The sequence below is a fragment of the Paenibacillus sp. FW126-R14 genome, from assembly GCF_058789495.1.
On the sequence record NZ_JBYTBS010000022.1, the window covers coordinates 79,489 to 99,941 of the forward strand.

Here is a 20,453-nt window from a genome sequence, read left to right on the forward strand (position 1 = left end):
TGCGAATGCTCTTCTATGTCCTTTTGCAAAATAACCATGATTTCGTTAAAATAAACAAAAAACGGCGATATGCCGGGTCGTTACAAAACTACGCGGCACCGCCTTTTTATTATGTATTTCTATCTATAATGAATAAGCTCATTCCTGTTTATTATCTGTCTTGTTTTCGTTATCGTTATTTCGCCGCTTCATTACGTTATTCACTAGGTTTTGGGTTGCGTCTTGCGTGGAATCAAACACATTTTCTATAGCATTTTGCACATAGTTTGTGGCTGATTGTCCAACGTTATTAAAGACGCTCGTTTTGTTTGCTACTACGTTTTTAAGGCCTTTAGGGCGTTCAGACATCATGCAAACCTCCCTTTTCGATTCGTATATGGAGTAATTTCCCTATATGAGCCGACTTTTATTCATAGCGTAGATTCGATTGCTGCACTAGCTCCGCCTTCCTTTAGAAAGCAAAACCACCGCATCCTGCGATGCGATGGTTTCTCAACTTGCTGCGATAATTTAAGCTCTCATTTATGGAAGCACATTGCCTGCTGCCGTAAAAATCTCATACCACTCTTGACGAGTCAGATGAACGTCGGCCGCTTTGCAGCAATCGAGCAAGCGATTGATATTCATCGTTCCGGTAACCGGCTGCATCCGCGCAGGGTGGCGTAAAATCCAAGCGATCGCTATCGTCGTATTGCTTACTTCATATTTTGCCGCGATTTCATCGATCTTCTTGTTCAATTCCGGGAACTTATCGTTCCCTAGAAATACGCCTTCGAAGAATCCGTATTGGAATGGCGACCAAGGCTGAATGGTGATATCGTTCAATCTGCAGTAGTCGAGTACATTGCCGTCACGGTTCACGGCAGAATCATTCAGCATATTCACATTCATGCCGTTCGAGATCATCGTGGAATTCGTGATGCTTAATTGCAATTGATTGGCCACGAGCGGCTGCTTGACCGACTTCTTCAGCAGTTGAATTTGCAAAGGCGTTTGATTGGAAACGCCGAAATGTCTAACTTTGCCTGAGCTTTCAAGAAGATCGAATGCCTCCGCCACTTCTTCAGGTTCAACTAGGGCATCCGGGCGATGCAACAGCAAAATGTCCAAGTAATCGGTTTTTAGCCGTTTCAAAATGCCATCTACGGATTCCAAAATATGTTCTTTGGAAAAATCGAACATCCCTTTGCGAATCCCGCATTTGGATTGCAGAATCATTTTCTCGCGAATATCATCGTTCATGTGGATGGCATCCGAGAATATTTCTTCACAGCTGCCTCCGCCGTATATATCTGCGTGATCAAAGAAGTTGGCTCCTGCTTCCAGAGCTGTTTGGACGAAACGTTCCGCCTCTTTCTTATCCAGCGAATTAATTCTCATACAGCCTACCGCTAAAACAGGAACTTCTAGTAAGCTGGTACCAAGCTTCATGGTTCTCATAATGATGTAATTCCTCCTCTAGGCTTTTCTTACCATTGTTCAAAATTAGTGCATTCTCATTGTCACACATTCGCATGGTAGATTTCAAGACTTGCAAAGGAGTTGTAGAAAATGACGGAAACGAGAGAAATTTTGCTGGAAGAGCTTCACAACATACAAGCTTGGGAATCGGAACAAAAAGACTTGTGGTTTTGGGAGAAAATCGGACGGCTGCCTTTCCAATTATTAGATCGGTTAACGCCTAAATTTGTAACTGCCAAAATGAGCGAAGCCTTGAATGAGCTGGGGAATTACTTGCAAGCGGGCGGCAGGTATTTGATTTCGGAAGCAGGCACACTGCGACATATAGAGGAAGTACGGTATCGCAATGAGGAAATCCGTCTGCTGACAAAGGAAATCGCGGCGATCGAAGACGTGAGGCTGCTGCCGCTGAACATCTTGGATCAAGCTGCTGACGAGATTGTTCAAAGCAGAACGAAACTGGCCGGACTCCAGGGAGCGACAACAGGCATTGGCGGCATTCTCACCCTCGCCATCGATATTCCGGCCGTACTTGGTTTGTCTCTCAAAACGATTCAAGAGCTGGCGATCTGCTATGGTTACGATCCAAATATGAAGCAGGAACGGATATTCACGATCAAATGCATGCAATTCTCGTCAGCGGACATTGTAGGTAAAAAAGCGATCCTTGAAGAGCTTGCCAATGAAGCCGCGAATGAGGAAGCTGACATTCAAATCATTTCGCAGCTTCAAGGCTGGCGTGAAGTTTTCGCGACTTACCGCGATAATTGGGGCTGGAAAAAACTTTTTCAGCTAATCCCCATTGCCGGTATTCTCTTTGGCGCATGGATCAATAGCGGAACGCTTCGAGACGTCGGCGAAGCCGCAAAGATGCTGTACAAGAAGCGGCGCATTCTCGAACGGTTAAGCGAACTGGAACGAGATCGCATTTCATAGTTACTCAGGTACTTCAAGTTTCTTGATTTTTTTCTCGAATCGCAAGCAGCCGTAAGATAACAGTAGAACACACATTAATTCCAGAAGAACCACGAAGGAGATCACGCTTCCTATCACCTCTGAGCGCGTTTCGGAAAACAAATTAGTGATATTCAGAATAAGTACAGGTATGTTCGCAACCGCAACGATTCCTAAAGTCAATTGTATGCGGCGGAAAAGCTGCTTCACCGATACGCGGTCGGTATAAATGTCATAGGATGCGTCTTCCTCATAAGGTTTTCTGAAATAATGCCAGCCTACCAGCGATCCTGCATGTTCCCAGCCTGAATCTTCAAAAATGGCCAAATAATCAGTTAAGTTTTTTGCCCCGGTGATTTTCTGGTAATCCATGCGATACACAAATCGGGCTGAAGCATCCTTTTCAAAACGGTTTCGAAATATCCCCGGTTTATTCAGATGTAAGCCTTGCGCAGACAAGCCGGTAAGCCAAGACTCATCCCTCTCGTAATTCCAAACAAATGAGAACCTAGTCCGATACTCAAAATCATTCTTTGATGAACTTGTCATATTCCGCTCTCCCTCTCCTTCTGAACCTTCGCGATGGTTGTTCTTGCATTCAGCAGCAACTCTTCCATACGTTCCATTTCGGCTTTTAAAACACTTTTGCCCAACTCCGTTATGCCATACAGCTTGCGCCTCGAATCTGCGCCAATATCGGTCTCAGGCACATTTTCGATAAGCCCTTTTTTCAAAAGCGTGTTTAAAGCGGTGTACAAAGTGCCTGCCCCGATGCGAACCCGGCCTGCGCTCATTTTTTCTACATCCTGCATCATGGCATAACCATGCGCAGCGCGGGGATACAGCGTCACTAGAATGTAGTAAAACGCCTCCGTCAAAGGCAGCAAATCTTTAGAAAACTCCGACATGGCTCCTCCTCATTTCAATCGAGCTGTCTATATCGCCACTAACTATATAGGTTCACGATATATCGTATGTTGATATAGTATCGCATGATATATCGTGTGTCAATATAGTTTTGATCGTTATTCAGCAAATATTGTAAAAAAAGCCTGCCGATTATTGCGGCAGGCTTTATGCAGGGAATGCTTCTGGAATATATTCAGAAATGCTTAATCCAGTTGAGGCGGAAAACGATGTTTCGTCGCTTGTTCAAATCCGTAAGCGATTTTAAGCAGCGTAGGCTCGGAAAAGGCTTTCCCGGAAAATACCACACCGAAAGGCCCTTTCGTATGATCACCATCCGCGTCGATGACGCCCGTGTGGGAATATCCTGCAGGTACACATATCAATGGATATCCCAAACGGGCGGCAATGTACATACCGTCTACATCTCCCGGTAATAATAAAGCGTCAAGCTCATAGTTATCTATCACATAATCTATCCCTTGTTTTAAGGATAACTCGCTGTACGCTTGTTTCTTTTGCAAGTAAGCTTCCTCTGTCATCGTTATTTCATCCGACTTGATCAACGTATCTTGCCCGTATTGTAAAGCGAGTTCCGAATGACTGTTATTGTAGGCAATCAAGTCTTTCAAGGAATGAACCGGAACTGGGCCATCTAATTGCGATAAGTATTCATTGAGCCCCTTCTTGAACTCATAGCAAATGACGTCATTATTCCAACTGTTTTGTTCAATGTGAATCGTTACAGGATCTACAATCGTGACGCCTTCGTTTTGCAAAGTCGTAATAGCCGCTTCCATGAGCGCCCTTCTTTCAGGATCTAAATGCTCATAGTAATGCCTTGGAATCCCTATTCTAGCATGTCGTAAAAAGGTTCCATCCAAGAAAATAGTGTAGTCTTTAAAGTGGCAATTCATGCTGGAGCGTGTTGCCTCGTCTCTATCGTCAACTCCCGTTAACGCACCTAGAAGGATAGCCGCATCCTTAACTGTTTTGGCGATGGGGCCTGGCGTATCTTGACTAACGGAAATCGGAATAATCCCGGACCGGCTCACTAATCCGACAGTGGGCTTGATGCCTACGAGGAAATGTTGACTGGCGGGGCCTACGATCGAACCCGCCGTTTCCGTTCCAATGGCTGCCGCTCCCAAATTGGCTGCGATTGCAGCCGCTGAGCCGGAGCTTGAGCCGCTAACGAACACCTCACCGGCTCCATAAGGGTTAAGAACAAACCCGCCTCGCGAGCTGTAGCCTGCCGGCATTTGACTGGACATAAAGTTTGACCATTCCGTCATGTTCGTTTTTCCAAGCAGTATGGCACCGGCAGCTCGCAGCTGTGAAGCGACATATGAATCCCTCGCCGCAAAAGATTCGGCTAACTCCACTGATCCTGCACTCGTATGCATATTATCCTGTGTGTCTATATTATCTTTCAATAAAATAGGTATGCCGTGGAGCTTCCCGCGGCTCCCTGATTCTTTGCGTTCCTTATCCAGAGCTCTCGCAATCAATAAAGCCTTTGGATTTAACTCCAGGATCGAATTGATTTTCCCGTCATATGTATGAATGCGCTCTAAATAAACCTTAACCAAATCCTCCGAGGTAAAAAATCCCGCTTCCAACGCATTTTGCATACTCGTAATATCAGATTCTATTATCCATTCCTGTAAATTGATACTCATTCCGTCAACTCCTATCATCACGCGGTTTTCATCTAAAACTTACCATAAAACCTCAGCGAGATGACACGGAGAGATTGGCTATAATAAAAAGGCCGTCTCATAGTCGTTTCAGACCTTTTGAGACAGCCTCATATTTTGTACAGATATTAGGATACGGTTCTGCGTACTGCCTTTAATGGCAAGTTCTCGCTCTCGCTTAAACCAAGCGCATGCGCTGTGGAAGTATGAATTTCGTTGATAAGCTCTGGGTTGTTCAAAAGTGATACGCCATACGTAGGAATCATCTCTTTAATTTTCGGCTCCCAAGCTTTCATTTGTTGCGGGAAGCATTTTTTGATAACTTCCAGCATGACGTGAACAGCGGTAGAAGCACCTGGAGAAGCACCAAGCAAAGCTGCAATCGAGCCGTCTGCTGCACTAATCACTTCCGTTCCGAATTGCAGTGTCCCTTTGCCGCCAGCTTCCGTATCTTTGATAACTTGTACACGTTGACCCGCTACTACTAGCTCCCAATCCTCAATCTTGGCGCTTGGAATAAACTCTCGCAGTTCTTCCATTCGCTTCTCTTTCGACAACATGACCTGCTCGATCAGGTACTTCGTCAAAGACATATTTTTGGCGCCTGCCGACAACATCGTCACGAGATTATCCGGTTTAACGGAAGTTACCAAGTCAAACATGGAGCCGGTTTTCAGAAACTTTGGTGAGAAGCCCGCGAACGGTCCAAATAGCAGCGATTTTTTGTTGTCGATAAATCTTGTGTCAAGGTGAGGAACTGACATCGGCGGAGCTCCAACCTTAGCTTTACCGTATACTTTGGCATGATGCTGCTCGACAACTTCCGGGTTATTGCATACCATGAAAATTCCGCTTACCGGGAATCCGCCAATATGTTTTCCTTCAGGAATACCGGATTTTTGCAGTAAGTGCAGGCTTCCACCCCCGCCGCCGATGAAAACGAATTTGGCCGTATGGCGTTCGACGTTGCCCTTGTCGTTGCGTACTTTCAATTCCCACGCGCCGTCGCCTGTACGGTTTATATTATCAACGCTATGTTTATATTTAATATCGACTTGTTTACTTTTTAAGTGCTCAAACAGAATGCGTGTTAAAGCACCAAAGTTGACATCCGTCCCTGAGTCGATTTTGGTTGCCGCAATAGATTCGCTAGATTGACGATCTTTAATAATAAGCGGGATCCATTCCATTAGTTTTTGAGGGTCGTCGGAAAATTCCATCCCTTGAAACAGAGGATTGCTGGACAGAGCTTCAAAACGTCTCTTTAAAAACGCTACATTTTGTTCCCCTAGGACCATACTCATATGTGGCAATGGCATGATAAAGTCTTTCGGATTACGGATCAATTTGCTGTTTACAAGATAAGACCAAAACTGCATGGAAAGTTGAAATTGTTCATTAATTTTGATAGCTTTACTAATATCTACAGATCCGTCTGGTTTTTCTTCCGTGTAGTTAAGCTCGCAAAGCGCCGCATGCCCCGTTCCTGCATTATTCCATTCGTTAGAGCTTTCCTCGCCTGCATTTTCGAGCTTCTCAAACACTTTAATTTCCCATTCCGGTACCAATTCTTTCAGTAGTGTTCCTAGCGTAGCACTCATGATACCGGCACCAATTAAGATGACGTCTGTTTTAGTTTCTCTGTTGCCCATTATTACCATCCTTATACCCTGAATTTGCAGAAAAGATGTAGGCTCTCCCGCTTAGGCGCATAGCAAGCCAAGGCGTAAGATATCACTCATCTTTTCCATATCAATGATAAGCCTATAGATTAAAATATTATCTTCTATTATATGACGATATACGCTATACGACAAGAACCGCGGCGAGAAAGTATTGGCGGTTTATCCTTATTTCGCACAAATCAGCAACATTATGATAGGTTTAAAACAAAATAGCCGCGATTTACGCGGCCATTCGTGAAATCAAACCCCTTTCATTTGCATCGCTCTCTCCAAAATCATAGTGTCATATAGCTGTGACGATGTGTGCACCCGGCTTTGCGTCCATTCGGACAACTCCTTTTCTTGGGGCAAAGGGTAATTAAACAGCGACTTCAGACCGCTGCCGTATCTCATCATGATTTTCGCCCGGCTGTTCGCTGCATGCTTCAGCTCCTCTAGAACCTCAAGTTTATTCGCAACAAGCGAAGCTACAATAATATGCGTAGCTTCCTTGGTAAAGGCCAGCTGCGTTAAGCTTCCATGGCTGAAAGCTATTTTGCTGCCGGAACCGGACATCGCAGCTGCCTGTTCGGCAAGCAGCACGGCTTCCTTGTCGATATCCACCCCCAATACTTCTGCGCCCGTTTCCTGGGCTATCGTTAAAGCGGATAAAGGAAATGCTCCGGAACCGATAAACAGCACCTTGGATTGATGATCAACTTGCAAGCTGGCTAACTCAGCCTGGACCGAAGTTGATAATTGATCGATGTAATGACTAATTTGTTTTTCATGCTTATGTATAAGCCGCGATTGATATTTCTCCAGTTCACAGAGCGCTTGAACGGCTGTCTCCCTCAGATTCCGCGCATGCTCCTGCACTTCGTCAAGCCCATTCCAAGATTGCCATTTCTGCACATTTTCATCGAGATTAATAAATTCGCACAGAAAATCCAATTTATTTTTCAGTAAGGCAAAACAGCTGGGAAAAACATTCGTGTACTTCGTCATTTGCCTAATTTCAAATTCCAACAATTTCAAAGCAAGTATAAATTCGTACTTTTCTAACATCGATCACCCTCCTTTTACCTACTTGGTTATATGCATATCAGACTCTTCCTGCGAAAAGTACTGAAACATGCTTAGAGGGTGAATTTATTTTTTGCAAGTAAAAGGTATGGATGGAGAAAATCCCCCACGCTATAGTACAATGGGGATCATAAGCTAATTATTTCGCATCCATTTGGAGGGCACGATGAGTCAACATACCGCTGAACGATCACAGACTAAACTTGTCTTTTATCAAACTGAACATAAAACCGCGCTAGAATCGTTTCATCTAACTGACGCGCAAAAACAGTTTACCGGGATGCCGAAGGAAATGCTGAAGATCGCACTAGAGGACGATCACCGCTTTCCGATTGTTATCGTTGCGAATGGCAATCCCGTCGGGTTTTTCGTCCTGTATGACGGCGAAGAAAGGTTTGAGTATTCAGATCATGCGAATTCCCTTGTTCTTCGCGCATTTTCTATCAACTATTCTGAGCAGGGAAATGGGTATGCCAAAGACGCGCTTAGGCAGCTCAAAGATTTTGTGAAACTGCACTTTCCAGAGGTTGTAGAAATTGCCTTAGCGGTAAACTTACAAAATCCCTCTGCGCGCCATGTTTACTTATCCTGCGGATTCATAGATCACGGCCGGACAAAAATGGGCCGAAACGGCCTTCAGCATATTCTGGTCATGCCGGTGTAAACAAAGAGGAGCTGCCATTAGGCAAGCTCCCCTTACTGTTCGTCTATGACGGGCATTTTCCTCCGTTTTGCCTGAATAACCAAGTAGAGGCTGGTCGACACAGCTCCTATCGTACCGCAAATAATATCGGTCATTGTGTCAATTAAACTGCCGTTTTGCGAATTCAGTCCGAACCAGCGATCCGTCGTGAACTCGTAGATTTCCCAGACGCCGGCCATTGCCACGGAGAAGAAAAGACTGAGCCAGATCGCGACTTTCCCATTTCGAACGACCGGGCCTTCCTCGCTAGCGCTTGCCTTCTGATAAATGAGTAAACCGACAAAACACAAAATCACGCCGGAGAAGAGATGCTCGACTTTATCCAAATAAGGAATCACACTGTAAAACCCGAACTCGTTCGCCAAAAACATCGTGATAAAAATGAACAGCAGCACGCAAAAGCGCAGCGCGGCAAACATCGTCGTCTTCGTCAGCTTCAGCACGATTCGGATCAAAAGCAGTACGCCTGCAATCAAGACAGCCTGCCACATTTTTGGCGCTATGCCTTGGATCAGAAAATATACAAAACTTACGCCCGCAAGCACATATAAGGCCAGTTCAAAAAGATCGTTGCCTCTGTCTTTCCGGATCAGCTTTTGCATCTCATTCCTCCGCTTCCCATCCATAATTGCCGTTCTCCCATTCAGTAAATATTATAGTATTACCAAATCCGGTGCGGCGATACGGCGGCGTTCCTTGCCGCAAGTTTGGTTATAACGATCTTTCGCCGTTGACGAACAGTGGCCTAAAAATTATATTTGAAATGACATCCAACAATTCTTTTTTATTCACCTTGTAAAGGGAGGACTTCCATTGTCTGAGCTACAGGATAACGCAGAGCTTGCTCCAGACAGGAACAATCGCCGTCTGCAGTCTGATTGTGACAACTGTTTCGGCTTGTGCTGTGTCGCTTTGCCGTTCTCCGCTTCGATCGACTTCGCAATCGACAAGACTGCCAGCCGCCCCTGCCATAACTTGCGAGACGACTTTCGCTGCGGCGTGCATCAAGAGCTGCGGGAGATCGGTTTTCGCGGATGCACCGTGTACGATTGCTTCGGCGCCGGTCAGCAGGTCGCTCAAGTCACCTACAGCGGGCAAGATTGGGTACAAGCCCCGCAAACCGCGAAGCAAATGTTTGAGGTATTCCCTATCATGCGTCAGCTTCATGAATTGCTCTGGTATTTATCGGAAGCTCTGGAGCTGGAACAGACACGCTCGATACATGCAGCGCTGCGCTCAGCGCGGGATGAAACGGATCGTCTAACAGCGCTAAGCCCTGAAGCGCTCCTAAAACTGGATATCACAGCGCACCGTGCGAATGTGAATCTTCTGCTCCTTCAGACAAGCGAGCTCGTGCGAGCCGGCGTTCAGCGAGAGCAGAAAGGTCCCCGCAAGCGTCAAAAGAGCTATGATCGCGGAGCCGATCTGATCGGAGCCAATCTCAGAAACGCAGATCTCCAAGGCGCTTATTTGCGTGGCGCTTACTTGATCGCTGCGGATCTCAGAGACGCCGATCTGAGATCGGCTGATCTCATCGGAGCAGACCTGCGGGATGCCAACCTCCGTGGCGCTGATCTAACTGGAAGTCTTTTCCTCACGCAGTTTCAAATCAATGCGGCTATCGGCGATGCTCGTACCAAGCTGCCGATGGCGCTCAGCCGCCCTCCGCATTGGACTGCTTAAATAGAGAAAGAAGGCTCTGCCAGATCGTCTTTTCAGACCTCTGAAAACAGCCTTCTTTCTATCCGCCTTGCCTTCAGTTACGATTTCCTTTGCACCAATGGAAAATGGAGCGTCATTGTCGTTCCCTTGCCCAAACGACTCTCGGCGTGGATCGTACCGCTGTGCGCGCTTACGATCCATTTTGCAATGGCGAGGCCGAGGCCTGCTCCTCCGCTGCTGCGGCTGCGCGCTTTGTCCCCTCTGTAAAACCGGTCAAAAATGTGCGGCAAATCTTGGCTGTCGATCCCAGAACCCGTATCCTCGACGACGATCTCGGCATGACTGCCTCGCTTGTGAGCGCTTAGCTTAATTTGGCCCGAATCCATTGTAAACTTCATGCTGTTGTCAAGCAGAATGACCAAGAGCTGATGCAGCCTCTCCGCATCTCCCAGGATTTCAAGCCTCTCCTCGATCTCCAGCACAAGCTCCAGCCCTTTCAGTTCGGCAACCGATTCAAACTTACGATCTACTTCCAAAACAATTTCATTCAGCTGTATATGCTTTAAGCTCATTTCCTCCTGATTGGAGTCCGCTCTTGCGAGCGTAAGCAGTTGTGCCGTCAATCTCCCCATCCGCAGCGACTCCGCATGCACCATAGACAACGGTTCGCTCATATCGAGAATGCTGCGATCCGGATGACGGAAAACAAGCTCAGTGTTCGCCTGGATGATGGACAATGGCATGCGCAGCTCATGAGAGGCATCCGCCACGAACTGCTGCTGCTTGTCCCATGAGCGCTTAATCGGCAGAAGCGCCTGATTGGCCAAATACAAGCCTGCCAGCACGGTCACCGCACCGCCTCCGAAAATACCGAACAAAATCAGCTTTAGCAATTGTTTGAGCATATTTTGCTCGGAATCGATGATCGAGATCGCTTGAACGGATACGATATTCGAAGCTAGTGTACCAGAAACGTGCGTTTGAATCATACGTTGGGAGCCTTGAGCGATATCTGTCAGCAGCTGCTGATTCATCGCAATCGGCTGCTCGTATTTCGCTGCATAAATGCGGTACGAATGTCCGTCCACATGGATGGTTTGCGGCTTAAGAATCGATCGGTACGGCTTGAACGCTTCGATGGTTTTGCGATTCTGCGCCCCTCCGAGGATGGGATATGGATTCTCTTTGTCATCCCACATGACCAAAAAAGCCCTCGGATCTATCCCCTGCACCTGAATCAATGTTTTCTTCGTGGTCCCGTCCGTAAGGGACATCTCGTTTTGGGCAAACAGCTGTACTTTGGCGAACATGAGCTGGGAATCCTGCTGAATTCTGAGCTGCAGCGACTCATCGACTTTGGAATACAGCTGATGCCGCAATTCCGAATAAACGATTAAACCAATGAGAGCGATTAGGATGAAAAATACGGCCGCATTCAATGCCGTAAGCCGGATCCGGGTTTTGTTAAACATGGATAGGCTCCTTCAACATATACCCGACATTCCGTATGGTATGGATGAGATGATCATAATCAAAAGGCTTTAGTTTTTTCCGCAAATAATAGATATAGACGTCTACCACATTAGAACCTAAGTCGGAGTCTAGTCCCCACACCCGCATGCAAATTTGCTCCCTGGTCAGAATCTGCTCCCGATTGCGCACCAAATATTCGAGCAGCTCAAATTCCTTCTGCGAAAGATCCACCGGGTTTCCGCCGATGGCGGCTTCTTTCGTCCTGACATTCAGCGCAATCCGATGATACTCAAGCCCCGGTTCGCTATCGATTGTACCGCGTCTTCGCAATAGCGCCCGGACACGCGCAAGCAACTCCGGCACCTCGAACGGCTTCGTCATGTAGTCATCTGCTCCGGAGTCAAGCCCTTTCACCATATCTTCGACGCTGTCTCTGGCGGTAAGGAATAAAATAGGCGTCAGTACCTGCTTGGCGCGAATGGTACGTACAATATGAAGACCGTCCATGCCTGGCAGCATTCTGTCGAGCACCAGCAGATCATAGATGTTTTGCTCCGCCATATAGCAGCCTTCTTCCCCGCACACGGCCGGATCGATTTGGTACCCCTCTTCCGTGAGCAGAGTCGTAATGGTTTTGAGTAGATGGACGTCGTCCTCGACAACGAGTATTTTCATTATGTATGCCTCCTGTTTCTTTGCCCGGCGAAGACTTGAACGCTTACTTTTTATGCGATTGGCTTAAGTATATAAGGACAAGATGAATGCCAGCTTAAAATCTCATGAGCTTACTCCGCATAAATGAACCAGTCAAGGTCCTTTTGGGCCAGCAGCACTTTCTGCCCTTGAAATTCGTGGTAGACGCTGAGCCGGTACGATGAGAAGTCTTTGACTTTATAAATTTTATCTTTGTTGGTGTAAGAAATGGTGGCATCGTGACTGCCCAGCAGCAGTGATTTAGCGGGATCTGTACCCTCAAAATCAAACGTTTGGCTCACGATAAGCTCTTTGCCGCTATCAACAAGCTCATCCGTCAGCTCAACGATAAGTTTATGATCCCTCATCTCGGCTGCAACCAGATCATTCCGGCTTAACTCATAATCGAAATCGAGCTGTACGGTTCCGGCCATAAAATTCGCCTGAGTACCAATGTGACTTAATGTTATCGAATAGGGATAAACAGCCAAGTTAGCAAAGCTTGCCTGCGGCACTTTGTTATCTTCAGGGATTCCGAATGCAACCCCGTTGACATAGCCCTCTTGCCGAGGTTTCGCCTTGTCATTTACTGCTGTAGCAGCAGGTATTTCATCTCCGAGGATCAACTGCATGCCTTCTGTCTTGTACCCTTTCGGTACCATCGCCCATATATACTGCAGCGCTTTCCCGCCAGGCATCACTTTATCGGAGGGAGCCGTTATGCTCGCCGGAAATACCGTCCCATCGGCCGCTTTGAACTGGGCGACCTGCTTGCGAAGTGGCGTAAACCTTTTTTCCAGGTTTTCTACGTCCATGAGCACGGCGTACAAATCCGACGTATCGCTATGAAAAATCTGATCGGATCGAACGGTATAGGCAGCGCTTTGACCGGTATCCCTAAGCGTTTTGGTTTTCCTTGCAGGGACAAATGCCATATTCATTAGATCTTTATTATGCTTGAACGTAAGCAGATCGACAATGGTACTGTCCGACTCTTTCTCTTGCAGATACAAGCTAATAGAGCTGAATTCGTCGGTGTACGGGATTTTGCCGGCAAACTGGATGTTTAGCTCCTTTCCAGGCTGCAGCGTTAGCGCTTTATCCATCCGGACAATTTGGGCCTCCACATGGACGGCATCATCGAGTTTGAAAGCACCCGACAGATCCGGAATTGGAAGCGCCGCATTGCTCTTATTTTTAATAGTCACATTGGCAGCTAATATATCTTCATCCTCCCAAGGAAGTCGCTGCAGGGAAGTTAGCTGAGTGGTATACGTTCCTGCCTTGGTGGTAAAGTCATAATCGTGGCCAATTGATACTTCTTCAGCTACCGCATCTCCTACATCAAAAAAGGCGAGAGGCAGTTGAACACTGCCGCCTGATTCTCCTGTAGAGATAGATTGCGTGATGACTAGCTGCCATCCTTCCTCCCCTGCCTCTCTCGGGATGGATCCGCTCAGCTTCCCCTCTTTCGTTGTTAGGGGCTGAATCGCGCTTCCTGCCGTGAATGCGCTCGATTGCAGCGGATACATCGCTCCGCTGCCCGTTCGCATATAATAGCCGAGATCCGGCAATATTCCCCCTCGAGACCCGTCATGCGTCAGCTCAAAAGTGACTAACGGCAAAAAATAATCATCATTGTAACTGAGCGTGGCACGGGTTATTTTGCCGTGAAACGGCGTGCTTCCAATATGGAAACCACGCTTGGCACCTGCGGGGGTTACGAAGCCGTAATCCTCCGGCACGATGAGCCGGCCCACCTCTTGTTCATACCCTGCTGCCGCAAAATCCAATTTAACGAACTTAAACACCAAATCCTGCAGCTTTGCATTCTGATTCACTTTGGCATAGAAATGATATTCCTCTGTTTGCCCAGGGGCAATCTTGTTTTTCCCCTTATCCTGCGGAAATAAATTGACAGTAACCTTCTCTCCGGCAGCGGACATCAGTCTAACCCAATAGCTTTTAAAATCGATGTCAATCCCATCCCCGTTCTTAACGCTGAGCGTAAATGTAACTAAAGCGCTATTGTCGCCGGGAAGCAGCTGAACATCCTTGACTTCCAACGTGCTTACAGTTGTCAAATTGACTTTCCCCACGGTATTCTCACTGATTAGTTGGTCGTTCGTTACGTTCAACGGGGAATCGGCCTGAACCGATTCCGTACCGGACACGCTGCCGAAAACCATGAACAGGACGAGACAAATCATGAAATGTGAGCGGTGCATCATGATTACTCCTGCAAATACGTGCTGACTTTGTTTTGAATCACCTTGGCGACTTCTTCAGCGGATTTCTGGCCTTGGAAAAATGGCGCGGTTTCTTCCGCTACGACCGTACTAATTTTCGGATCGCTTTCGGCATATACCTTCGCATTGCTTACAGCTTTCTCAATAGCGGCAATTTCCTCATCCGTAGCCGGCTGAAGCGTCATCGATTTGCCGTTAATATTCAGCTTCATGGTTTTTCCGTCGCTGGAGCCCAGCTTCCTCAAGGTATCGCCTTGTGCTTTAGCGCCGTTCTTGTTCACGGCGAATCCGTTCAGTTCCATCGTCGATTGCATCTCGTCAGAGAGCAGAAACTTCACGAATTCCCAAGCTTCCTTCTTATTTGGGGATTTGCTGTTCATGGCAACGAGAAGCGAACTTGTAAACGAGCTTCCTCTCGTTTCATTTTCCGAAGGGAGATCGTAAAAACGCGATTTGCCGTCAAAAGACATTTTCGGCGTCGCATACATGTCCATGTACATAAGTAAATTGGATTTAGGTTGAAAAACAACGGCGTCTTTATCGGCATTGTCGCCTTGAATGATATTATCGTCATACATTGATTTGGCCAGCTTCAAGAGATTGATGAATTCCGGCTTATCGAAGCTCGCCTTTTTACCGCCTGCATCAACGAATTTGCTGTAAGAACTGTTCAGCATCAAGGAGATGAGCTGATCCGGATCGATTTTTCCCAGCGGATACGTATCCGGCTTGCCATCGTTATTTTTATCCGCCATCCAATTCTGTGCCAGCTTTTTGAAATCCGCCCATGTCCATTTGGTATCGTCAATTTGTTCGCTGCCCAGCACATTTAGATTGCCAAGCCATTTGTTCAAGCCCACCCGCACAGGGACGTTATACAATACGCCATTGTATTTCATCGCATCGAAAACCCCTGTATAATAATTGTCTTTCGGGAATGAAGCATCTTTATTCATCATCTCGCCCATATTTTCGAGCAGCTTTTTGTCGGCATACTTTTTGTAAGGTAAATTACTGGTAACGATCAGATCCGAAGCCTTGCCGCTCATTAACTCCGCACCGACCGAACTTACGTATTTCTCGATGTTCTTAGGATCCGGCTTTGTCATCATGACGATATTTTGTCCGGGCGCCTGCGCTTTCGGCGCTGTGTTCGGCGCAGCCGCATACTCTTTGATCTCGATTTTAATATCGGGATGGGCCTCTTCGAACTTTTGCTTCGCCAGTTCAAGAAACCGGTCCGATGTCATGACGGACAGTGACACCGTTTTGGGACCTGAGCCGCTTTTCCCTTCACTGACTGCCGGGGCGGCGGTTGGATTTCCTGAACCTGAACAAGCGGTAACACCTAGCATGGAAATGAGCGTACAAGCGAGAAACGTTCGTTTAGCTTTCATTTTGGACATCAAGAGAAGTCACTCCTTTGAATTTATAAATAAATAAGACACACGAAATCATGAACACGCCTACGACAGCGTATTCCGGTAAGTCCAGCCGCATATTGAGCCCTGTTAGCCGAACGGCGGCAAATACCGCTAGGGCTGTAACCGGGAGCATAAGAAATAGGCTTTGCAGTTGAATGCTTACAGGCACCCGTCTTACCGCCCACCACCTGAGCCCCGTCCACAACATCGGGATGCCGCAGGCTCCAATAAGCAGCAGACGCCATGAAAGCAGATCTACCACATCTGAAAGCCGTTCTTGCGGCGAAGGAACGTAGCCCGCCTGCACGGCTTGCTGTTCCCAAAGGCTCCTCAGCTTATCCATGTAAAAAGACACTTGAATCAGCTCTTCCGGCAGCCATTCGGGGTCAATATAGAAACGGAACTGGATCTGCTGCCATATCAAGGCTGTACATGCAGCTGCGGCGAAAGTTGCAATGATGCAGATTAGCAGCGAATATCGTTTACGCTTTACGATATGGGATAATTCTTCCGTCAGCCGCCTTCGCCTGATCGATGTAATCTGCTCCCCCCATAGCCGGATAATCAACCGCGCCAGCATATAAATCGCAGCAGTCCCGCAGCCAAACAGCAGCAGTTTTGGCAGTTGGGCGAGCTGACGATAACTGAGCACTTCGTTATCGATACGGAAGCTCGCCGGGTTCATCCCGATGGCTCTCAGCCCGTTAACGGCATCTGCCTCCGCTCTGACAGCCCCCTCCGAAGAAGTGGCAAGCTGCATGTGTTGGATTCGGCTTTCCGGGCTCACATCAAGCATTGCAGTAATCGGAATCCACATATCCGCTTTGCCGTCATCCCAAAGCTGTCTCAGTAAAGACTCGCGATCGGCATAAACCCCGATGATCGTGAAATTTGTGTCAAACAGCTTGATTTGTTTGCCGACTATAGAACTCGACCGGAACAGCTTGTCAGCTGTCCGTTCACTAAGAACAACGACGCGACTATGTTCGTCGACCGCCTTTTGTGTTATCGTTGAGCCGCTTCTCATCGGAAAGGAAGTGAATTGGCTGTAATCCCCGCTCACGCCGAATACGTTGCAGAGCACGGAGACGCTGCCTACAGCCGCCTTCTCTTGACCTGCCGCCGAATAGGCGATCCCAAGCGGCCATTTCTTGGATAACTGTTCGGCTTCTTGTAGCTCCAAGCCTTTCGCCTTCGACGCAGCGGCGTTCACGTTCACAACGAGCTTATCCAACTGACGGGCTCCGCTTACCTGCTCCCACTCGGAGAGCACTGACGACATTAGCCCCATGCTCCCCAGGATGAGCAGCATCCCTAGAAACACCAACCAGCCTCTTAAGCGTAAATGACGCACCGCATTTGCCTCCTTACTCATTTGCTCTTCAGCACCCGGTCGCCTTCGGAGACAGCCTTGCTGCTGGAGACCACCACTAGATCCAGCGGTGAAATGCCATTCTCGATGGAAGTCATCTCGTCATCGGCATCTCCTGCCTGCAAGGAAGCCCGCTGCAGGACATATTCATTGCCAAGCGGCCCTTTCTTCTCCTTCACGATCAGCGCATACTTGCCTTTATCGTCTTCCCTGACCGCATCGTTGGGCAGCAGCGAACGAAATGGCGCCGTCTTCTGAACGATATTGAATTCCCCTTTCTCCCCGCCAGTAAGCCGATCGCTCCGCAGGGCGAAAGTCACCTCTTTCCGGTCCGAGCCAGACTGGGGTGAACTCGAAGAGGATGCCGCCGGCGCAACATCCCGAATGTCGGTAATCTTGGCTTTCATTCGAGCGTTGCTCAATGCGGTGAATAAAATATCGGTTTCTTCGCCTACTTTCATATAAGAGCTCTTCTCAGCGGCAATCGTTGCTTTGAGCAGCTGCCCCTTGGTAAAATCCGCAATTCGCACCGCAGCTTTCCCGCTTGGCACGGGTGCGTTCTTCACCGCATTCAGTTCAATGACAATGCCGTCAACCGGAGCAATCACTTGTGAATATTCAGCAAGCTGCCTTTGCAAATTATCGATTTGCCGTTTTAGAATTTGCAGATCCAGTTTCGCCGTTTCCATATCACGGGCTAAATTGCGAAGCTGCTTCTCGTCATCGGCTTGAAAAGCCTCGGCATAGGCATCCTGCTGCTTTTCCATACTGATCTTCTTTTGCTCGTATCTGGCTTGGTTGTCTTTGAGCGTGTCTTCTGCATCTCTCGTTTTTAAAGTGACTAATACCTGACCCGCCTTGACGGTGTCGCCTGCTTTTATATTCACCTCCAGCACCGGCCAAGTTGTTTCTACATACAAATCCGCTGTTTCCGCCGCTTCCACCGTTCCAGATCCCGAAACCTCATGCGATAAACTGCCGGCACGCGATTGTTCGACAGTCACCTCAGGCAGCGAGATATTCAGCAGCGTATTGGAAAAAAACGTCAACGCCGCCATCGCAATTACGAAGCTGATGATAACCCGTTTGATTCCTCTTTTTTTGACCTGTTCGTCATCGGGGACGGCCATGGTTCCTTCCATTGCTTGTTCCTCCTATAAAGCTTTCTTTACCCCTTAATGCCGGAAAGCTGAATGCCTTCGACCAAGTATCTTTCCGCATAAAGCGCAATCAACAGAATCGGCAGCATATAAATTGCCGATGCCGCAAACGCAATGCCCCGCTCCCCTTCGCTGATCGCCGATAAATAGACCGAGAGCGGTTGTTGGTAAGCCTCCTTCAAAAAAATGAGCGGCTGCTCCACCATATTCCATTGATCGATAAAGACGAGAATGGCCAGTGACGCGACTCCACTGCTGCACATGGGCGTAACGATTCTGGCGAATATGTACAAATGGCTTGCACCGTCTACACGAGCCGCTTCGATGTAGCTTCCCGGTACGTAGGTCATGAACTGCCTTAGCAGAAACACACCGAAGCTGCTGAATATTCCCGGATAAATGATGGCCCCATATGTGCCAAGGAGGCCCAGCTTATCGGCGATGATGAAATTCGGTACGAGGGTTACTTGAAAAGGCATGAGCATCGTGACGATGTAAATGAAAAACAGGCTCTCTCGAAAGCGGAAGCGCAAATGGGCAAATGCATAGGCAGCTAACGAGGCAACCGCAATTTGACCGGCAATGACCGGCACTGTAATTTTCATAGAATTCCAGAACATGACCAGAAAATGGGGTCTTCCGATCAGGACGTTGTAATATTGCGAGAAAGTCACAAGCTCCGGAATCCATTTCAACTGCACGAACTCGCTGCTGCTCGCTTTCGTTTTGTCCACGCCATCAAGAGCCGCATAATTGTTCGTGATTTCGCTCTCCGACATGAACGAATTGGTGGATGTCAGCACTAGCGGAAATAGAAATCCCGCTGTCATCGCCGTCAGCAACACAATGATCGCTATTTGTCGAAGCTTGCGACCGGCCCGGAAGTGAAGCCGATTGTCCATACTGCTTCTCCTTTCGACTTAAAGCTTCAACTACCCGAACATTTTGCTGATTCGCCGCTCGATCAAGAAAATGAGCCAAACCAGAAGTACAATGCCAAGCGCCATTAGGAAAGCTGCCGAGGTCAGCTTCTGGTAATCTAACGCTTTGAACATGTTGTTCATGTAATGCTGCAGCATATAAATGCTGGCATCGGGATACTCGCCGGCAATCAGATACGTTTCACGAAATACTTTGAACGAATTGATAATCGACATCAACAAAACGAAAAATGCCGTTGGAGTCAAGTAGACCAGCGTGATGGAACGCCATTGCCTGAATCTCCCCGCCCCGTCGATCGAAGCCGCCTCGTAATAGTCGTTCGGTATATTTTGCAGACCGGCCAGGAATAAAATCATGTTGTACCCGATATTTTTCCACAGATACACGATCATGACCACGAACATTGCGGCTTCGCTTTCCATCCAGTCCTTCGGAACGAATCCCCAACCCGCAAGCAATCCGTTCACGGTTCCATGCAAATCGAACAGAGCCTTCCAGACAAGTACGACAGATGCAACAGGGATGACGAGCGGCGTAAGGAAAGCGATTCTGTACGTTGAACGAAACGGCAGCTTACGGTTTAGAAGCATGGCCAGCCCCAATGAAAGCAGCATATTCAGAGGGACGCATATGCCTGTGAACAAGCTTGTATTCAGCGCTGCCCGGCGAAACATCGGGTTTCCCAGCAAGTCGCGGTAATTCGTCAAACCCGCAAATGAGCCGTCCACAGGGCTGTCCAACAGCGAGTAATAAAATCCCATTCCAAAAGGAAGGAGGAAAAAAACGACAAACCCTGTCATACTTGGCAGCAGAAAGCATAACGCCTCAACTCCTTCCTTATTTCTCAACCAGCTCAGCACAAAGCGATGACCTCCTCTCCACTTCGTACATCTTCTCATTCAAAAATTAGAATTGGATTAGAGAAAAAAAAACTACAGCGGAATAATTATACGACTGAAGGTTTTCACCCCCTGTTTATCGAAGTAATAAGGTAACCATTACTT

General features: G+C 47.7%; 19 protein-coding genes. 3 read left to right on the forward strand and 16 right to left on the reverse strand.

What is annotated here, in order from left to right; all coding sequences use genetic code 11:
• Positions 1–138 precede the first annotated feature (138 nt).
• Both AC3WRW_RS15935 and AC3WRW_RS15940 read right to left on the reverse strand, forming a co-directional pair.
• Entirely contained in the window at positions 139–351 is a 213-nt protein-coding gene (locus tag AC3WRW_RS15935) for a hypothetical protein (RefSeq protein ID WP_492547284.1), read from the reverse strand.
• Between the two features lie 171 nt (positions 352–522).
• Positions 523–1,440 carry an aldo/keto reductase gene (locus tag AC3WRW_RS15940; RefSeq protein WP_492547285.1) on the reverse strand — a complete coding sequence of 306 codons (918 nt, stop codon included), beginning with the start codon at positions 1,438–1,440 and terminating at the stop codon, positions 523–525.
• Between the two features lie 111 nt (positions 1,441–1,551).
• On the opposite strand from AC3WRW_RS15940, the gene AC3WRW_RS15945 reads away from it, so the two are divergent.
• Positions 1,552–2,397: an EcsC family protein gene (locus tag AC3WRW_RS15945; protein ID WP_492547286.1), complete on the forward strand. Its 846-nt coding sequence runs from the start codon at positions 1,552–1,554 to the stop codon at positions 2,395–2,397.
• Here AC3WRW_RS15945 and AC3WRW_RS15950 read toward each other — a convergent pair whose 3' ends face one another.
• The 5 genes from AC3WRW_RS15950 to AC3WRW_RS15970 form a co-directional block, all read right to left on the reverse strand.
• Complete coding sequence (locus tag AC3WRW_RS15950; RefSeq protein WP_492547287.1) at positions 2,398–2,964, reverse strand: DUF2812 domain-containing protein; 567 nt, start codon at positions 2,962–2,964, stop codon at positions 2,398–2,400.
• Positions 2,961–3,323 carry a PadR family transcriptional regulator gene (locus tag AC3WRW_RS15955; protein ID WP_492547288.1) on the reverse strand — a complete coding sequence of 121 codons (363 nt, stop codon included), beginning with the start codon at positions 3,321–3,323 and terminating at the stop codon, positions 2,961–2,963. Before AC3WRW_RS15955 ends, AC3WRW_RS15950 begins: the two co-directional genes overlap by 4 nt.
• 204 nt (positions 3,324–3,527) lie before the next feature.
• On the reverse strand, positions 3,528–5,003 hold the full coding sequence (locus tag AC3WRW_RS15960; RefSeq protein WP_492547289.1) for an amidase family protein: 1,476 nt from the start codon (positions 5,001–5,003) through the stop codon (positions 3,528–3,530).
• Positions 5,004–5,149: 146 nt separating this feature from the next.
• Positions 5,150–6,673, reverse strand: a complete 1,524-nt coding sequence (locus AC3WRW_RS15965) for a malate:quinone oxidoreductase (protein WP_492547290.1) — start codon at positions 6,671–6,673, stop codon at positions 5,150–5,152.
• A 273-nt stretch (positions 6,674–6,946) separates the two neighbouring features.
• Positions 6,947–7,753 carry a nicotianamine synthase family protein gene (locus AC3WRW_RS15970; RefSeq protein WP_492547291.1) on the reverse strand — a complete coding sequence of 269 codons (807 nt, stop codon included), beginning with the start codon at positions 7,751–7,753 and terminating at the stop codon, positions 6,947–6,949.
• Positions 7,754–7,937: 184 nt separating this feature from the next.
• On the opposite strand from AC3WRW_RS15970, the gene AC3WRW_RS15975 reads away from it, so the two are divergent.
• The gene (locus AC3WRW_RS15975) at positions 7,938–8,435 is read left to right on the forward strand and encodes a GNAT family N-acetyltransferase (RefSeq protein WP_492547292.1); all 498 of its coding nucleotides are present in this window, start codon (positions 7,938–7,940) and stop codon (positions 8,433–8,435) included.
• A gap of 32 nt (positions 8,436–8,467) precedes the next feature.
• Here the strand turns inward: AC3WRW_RS15975 and AC3WRW_RS15980 are convergent, their stop codons facing one another.
• Complete coding sequence (locus AC3WRW_RS15980; RefSeq protein WP_492547293.1) at positions 8,468–9,076, reverse strand: DUF2238 domain-containing protein; 609 nt, start codon at positions 9,074–9,076, stop codon at positions 8,468–8,470.
• Positions 9,077–9,287: 211 nt separating this feature from the next.
• Between AC3WRW_RS15980 and AC3WRW_RS15985 the strand changes: the two genes are divergently transcribed.
• Positions 9,288–10,157 carry a pentapeptide repeat-containing protein gene (locus AC3WRW_RS15985; protein WP_492547294.1) on the forward strand — a complete coding sequence of 290 codons (870 nt, stop codon included), beginning with the start codon at positions 9,288–9,290 and terminating at the stop codon, positions 10,155–10,157.
• A gap of 77 nt (positions 10,158–10,234) precedes the next feature.
• Here the strand turns inward: AC3WRW_RS15985 and AC3WRW_RS15990 are convergent, their stop codons facing one another.
• The 8 genes from AC3WRW_RS15990 to AC3WRW_RS16025 all read right to left on the reverse strand — a co-directional run bounded on the left by AC3WRW_RS15990 (position 10,235) and on the right by AC3WRW_RS16025 (position 20,309).
• Entirely contained in the window at positions 10,235–11,608 is a 1,374-nt protein-coding gene (locus AC3WRW_RS15990; RefSeq protein ID WP_492547295.1) for a sensor histidine kinase, read from the reverse strand.
• Positions 11,601–12,284 (reverse strand): response regulator transcription factor, encoded by a 684-nt coding sequence (locus AC3WRW_RS15995; protein WP_492547296.1) that lies wholly within the window; start codon positions 12,282–12,284, stop codon positions 11,601–11,603. Before AC3WRW_RS15995 ends, AC3WRW_RS15990 begins: the two co-directional genes overlap by 8 nt.
• A 110-nt stretch (positions 12,285–12,394) precedes the next feature.
• Complete coding sequence (locus tag AC3WRW_RS16000) at positions 12,395–14,533, reverse strand: hypothetical protein (protein WP_492547297.1); 2,139 nt, start codon at positions 14,531–14,533, stop codon at positions 12,395–12,397.
• A gap of 2 nt (positions 14,534–14,535) precedes the next feature.
• Complete coding sequence (locus tag AC3WRW_RS16005; RefSeq protein WP_492547298.1) at positions 14,536–15,957, reverse strand: ABC transporter substrate-binding protein; 1,422 nt, start codon at positions 15,955–15,957, stop codon at positions 14,536–14,538.
• On the reverse strand, positions 15,938–17,329 hold the full coding sequence (locus AC3WRW_RS16010) for an ABC transporter permease (protein ID WP_492547299.1): 1,392 nt from the start codon (positions 17,327–17,329) through the stop codon (positions 15,938–15,940). Before AC3WRW_RS16010 ends, AC3WRW_RS16005 begins: the two co-directional genes overlap by 20 nt.
• A 17-nt stretch (positions 17,330–17,346) precedes the next feature.
• Entirely contained in the window at positions 17,347–18,489 is a 1,143-nt protein-coding gene (locus AC3WRW_RS16015) for an efflux RND transporter periplasmic adaptor subunit (protein WP_492547300.1), read from the reverse strand.
• A gap of 26 nt (positions 18,490–18,515) precedes the next feature.
• Positions 18,516–19,409, reverse strand: coding sequence for a carbohydrate ABC transporter permease (locus AC3WRW_RS16020; protein WP_492547301.1), 894 nt, complete (start codon positions 19,407–19,409; stop codon positions 18,516–18,518).
• A 30-nt stretch (positions 19,410–19,439) separates the two neighbouring features.
• Positions 19,440–20,309: a carbohydrate ABC transporter permease gene (locus AC3WRW_RS16025; protein WP_492547302.1), complete on the reverse strand. Its 870-nt coding sequence runs from the start codon at positions 20,307–20,309 to the stop codon at positions 19,440–19,442.
• Between the last annotated feature and the right edge of the window lie 144 nt (positions 20,310–20,453).

Coding starts and splice junctions, on each gene's coding strand:
- AC3WRW_RS15935 (WP_492547284.1), bottom strand. CDS start 351: ATGATGTCTGAACGCCCTAAAGGCCTTAAAAACGTAGTAGCAAACAAA.
- AC3WRW_RS15940 (WP_492547285.1), bottom strand. CDS start 1,440: ATGAGAACCATGAAGCTTGGTACCAGCTTACTAGAAGTTCCTGTTTTA.
- AC3WRW_RS15945 (WP_492547286.1), top strand. CDS start 1,552: ATGACGGAAACGAGAGAAATTTTGCTGGAAGAGCTTCACAACATACAA.
- AC3WRW_RS15950 (WP_492547287.1), bottom strand. CDS start 2,964: ATGACAAGTTCATCAAAGAATGATTTTGAGTATCGGACTAGGTTCTCA.
- AC3WRW_RS15955 (WP_492547288.1), bottom strand. CDS start 3,323: ATGTCGGAGTTTTCTAAAGATTTGCTGCCTTTGACGGAGGCGTTTTAC.
- AC3WRW_RS15960 (WP_492547289.1), bottom strand. CDS start 5,003: ATGAGTATCAATTTACAGGAATGGATAATAGAATCTGATATTACGAGT.
- AC3WRW_RS15965 (WP_492547290.1), bottom strand. CDS start 6,673: ATGGGCAACAGAGAAACTAAAACAGACGTCATCTTAATTGGTGCCGGT.
- AC3WRW_RS15970 (WP_492547291.1), bottom strand. CDS start 7,753: ATGTTAGAAAAGTACGAATTTATACTTGCTTTGAAATTGTTGGAATTT.
- AC3WRW_RS15975 (WP_492547292.1), top strand. CDS start 7,938: ATGAGTCAACATACCGCTGAACGATCACAGACTAAACTTGTCTTTTAT.
- AC3WRW_RS15980 (WP_492547293.1), bottom strand. CDS start 9,076: ATGCAAAAGCTGATCCGGAAAGACAGAGGCAACGATCTTTTTGAACTG.
- AC3WRW_RS15990 (WP_492547295.1), bottom strand. CDS start 11,608: ATGTTTAACAAAACCCGGATCCGGCTTACGGCATTGAATGCGGCCGTA.
- AC3WRW_RS15995 (WP_492547296.1), bottom strand. CDS start 12,284: ATGAAAATACTCGTTGTCGAGGACGACGTCCATCTACTCAAAACCATT.
- AC3WRW_RS16000 (WP_492547297.1), bottom strand. CDS start 14,533: ATGATGCACCGCTCACATTTCATGATTTGTCTCGTCCTGTTCATGGTT.
- AC3WRW_RS16005 (WP_492547298.1), bottom strand. CDS start 15,957: ATGTCCAAAATGAAAGCTAAACGAACGTTTCTCGCTTGTACGCTCATT.
- AC3WRW_RS16015 (WP_492547300.1), bottom strand. CDS start 18,489: ATGGAAGGAACCATGGCCGTCCCCGATGACGAACAGGTCAAAAAAAGA.
- AC3WRW_RS16020 (WP_492547301.1), bottom strand. CDS start 19,409: ATGGACAATCGGCTTCACTTCCGGGCCGGTCGCAAGCTTCGACAAATA.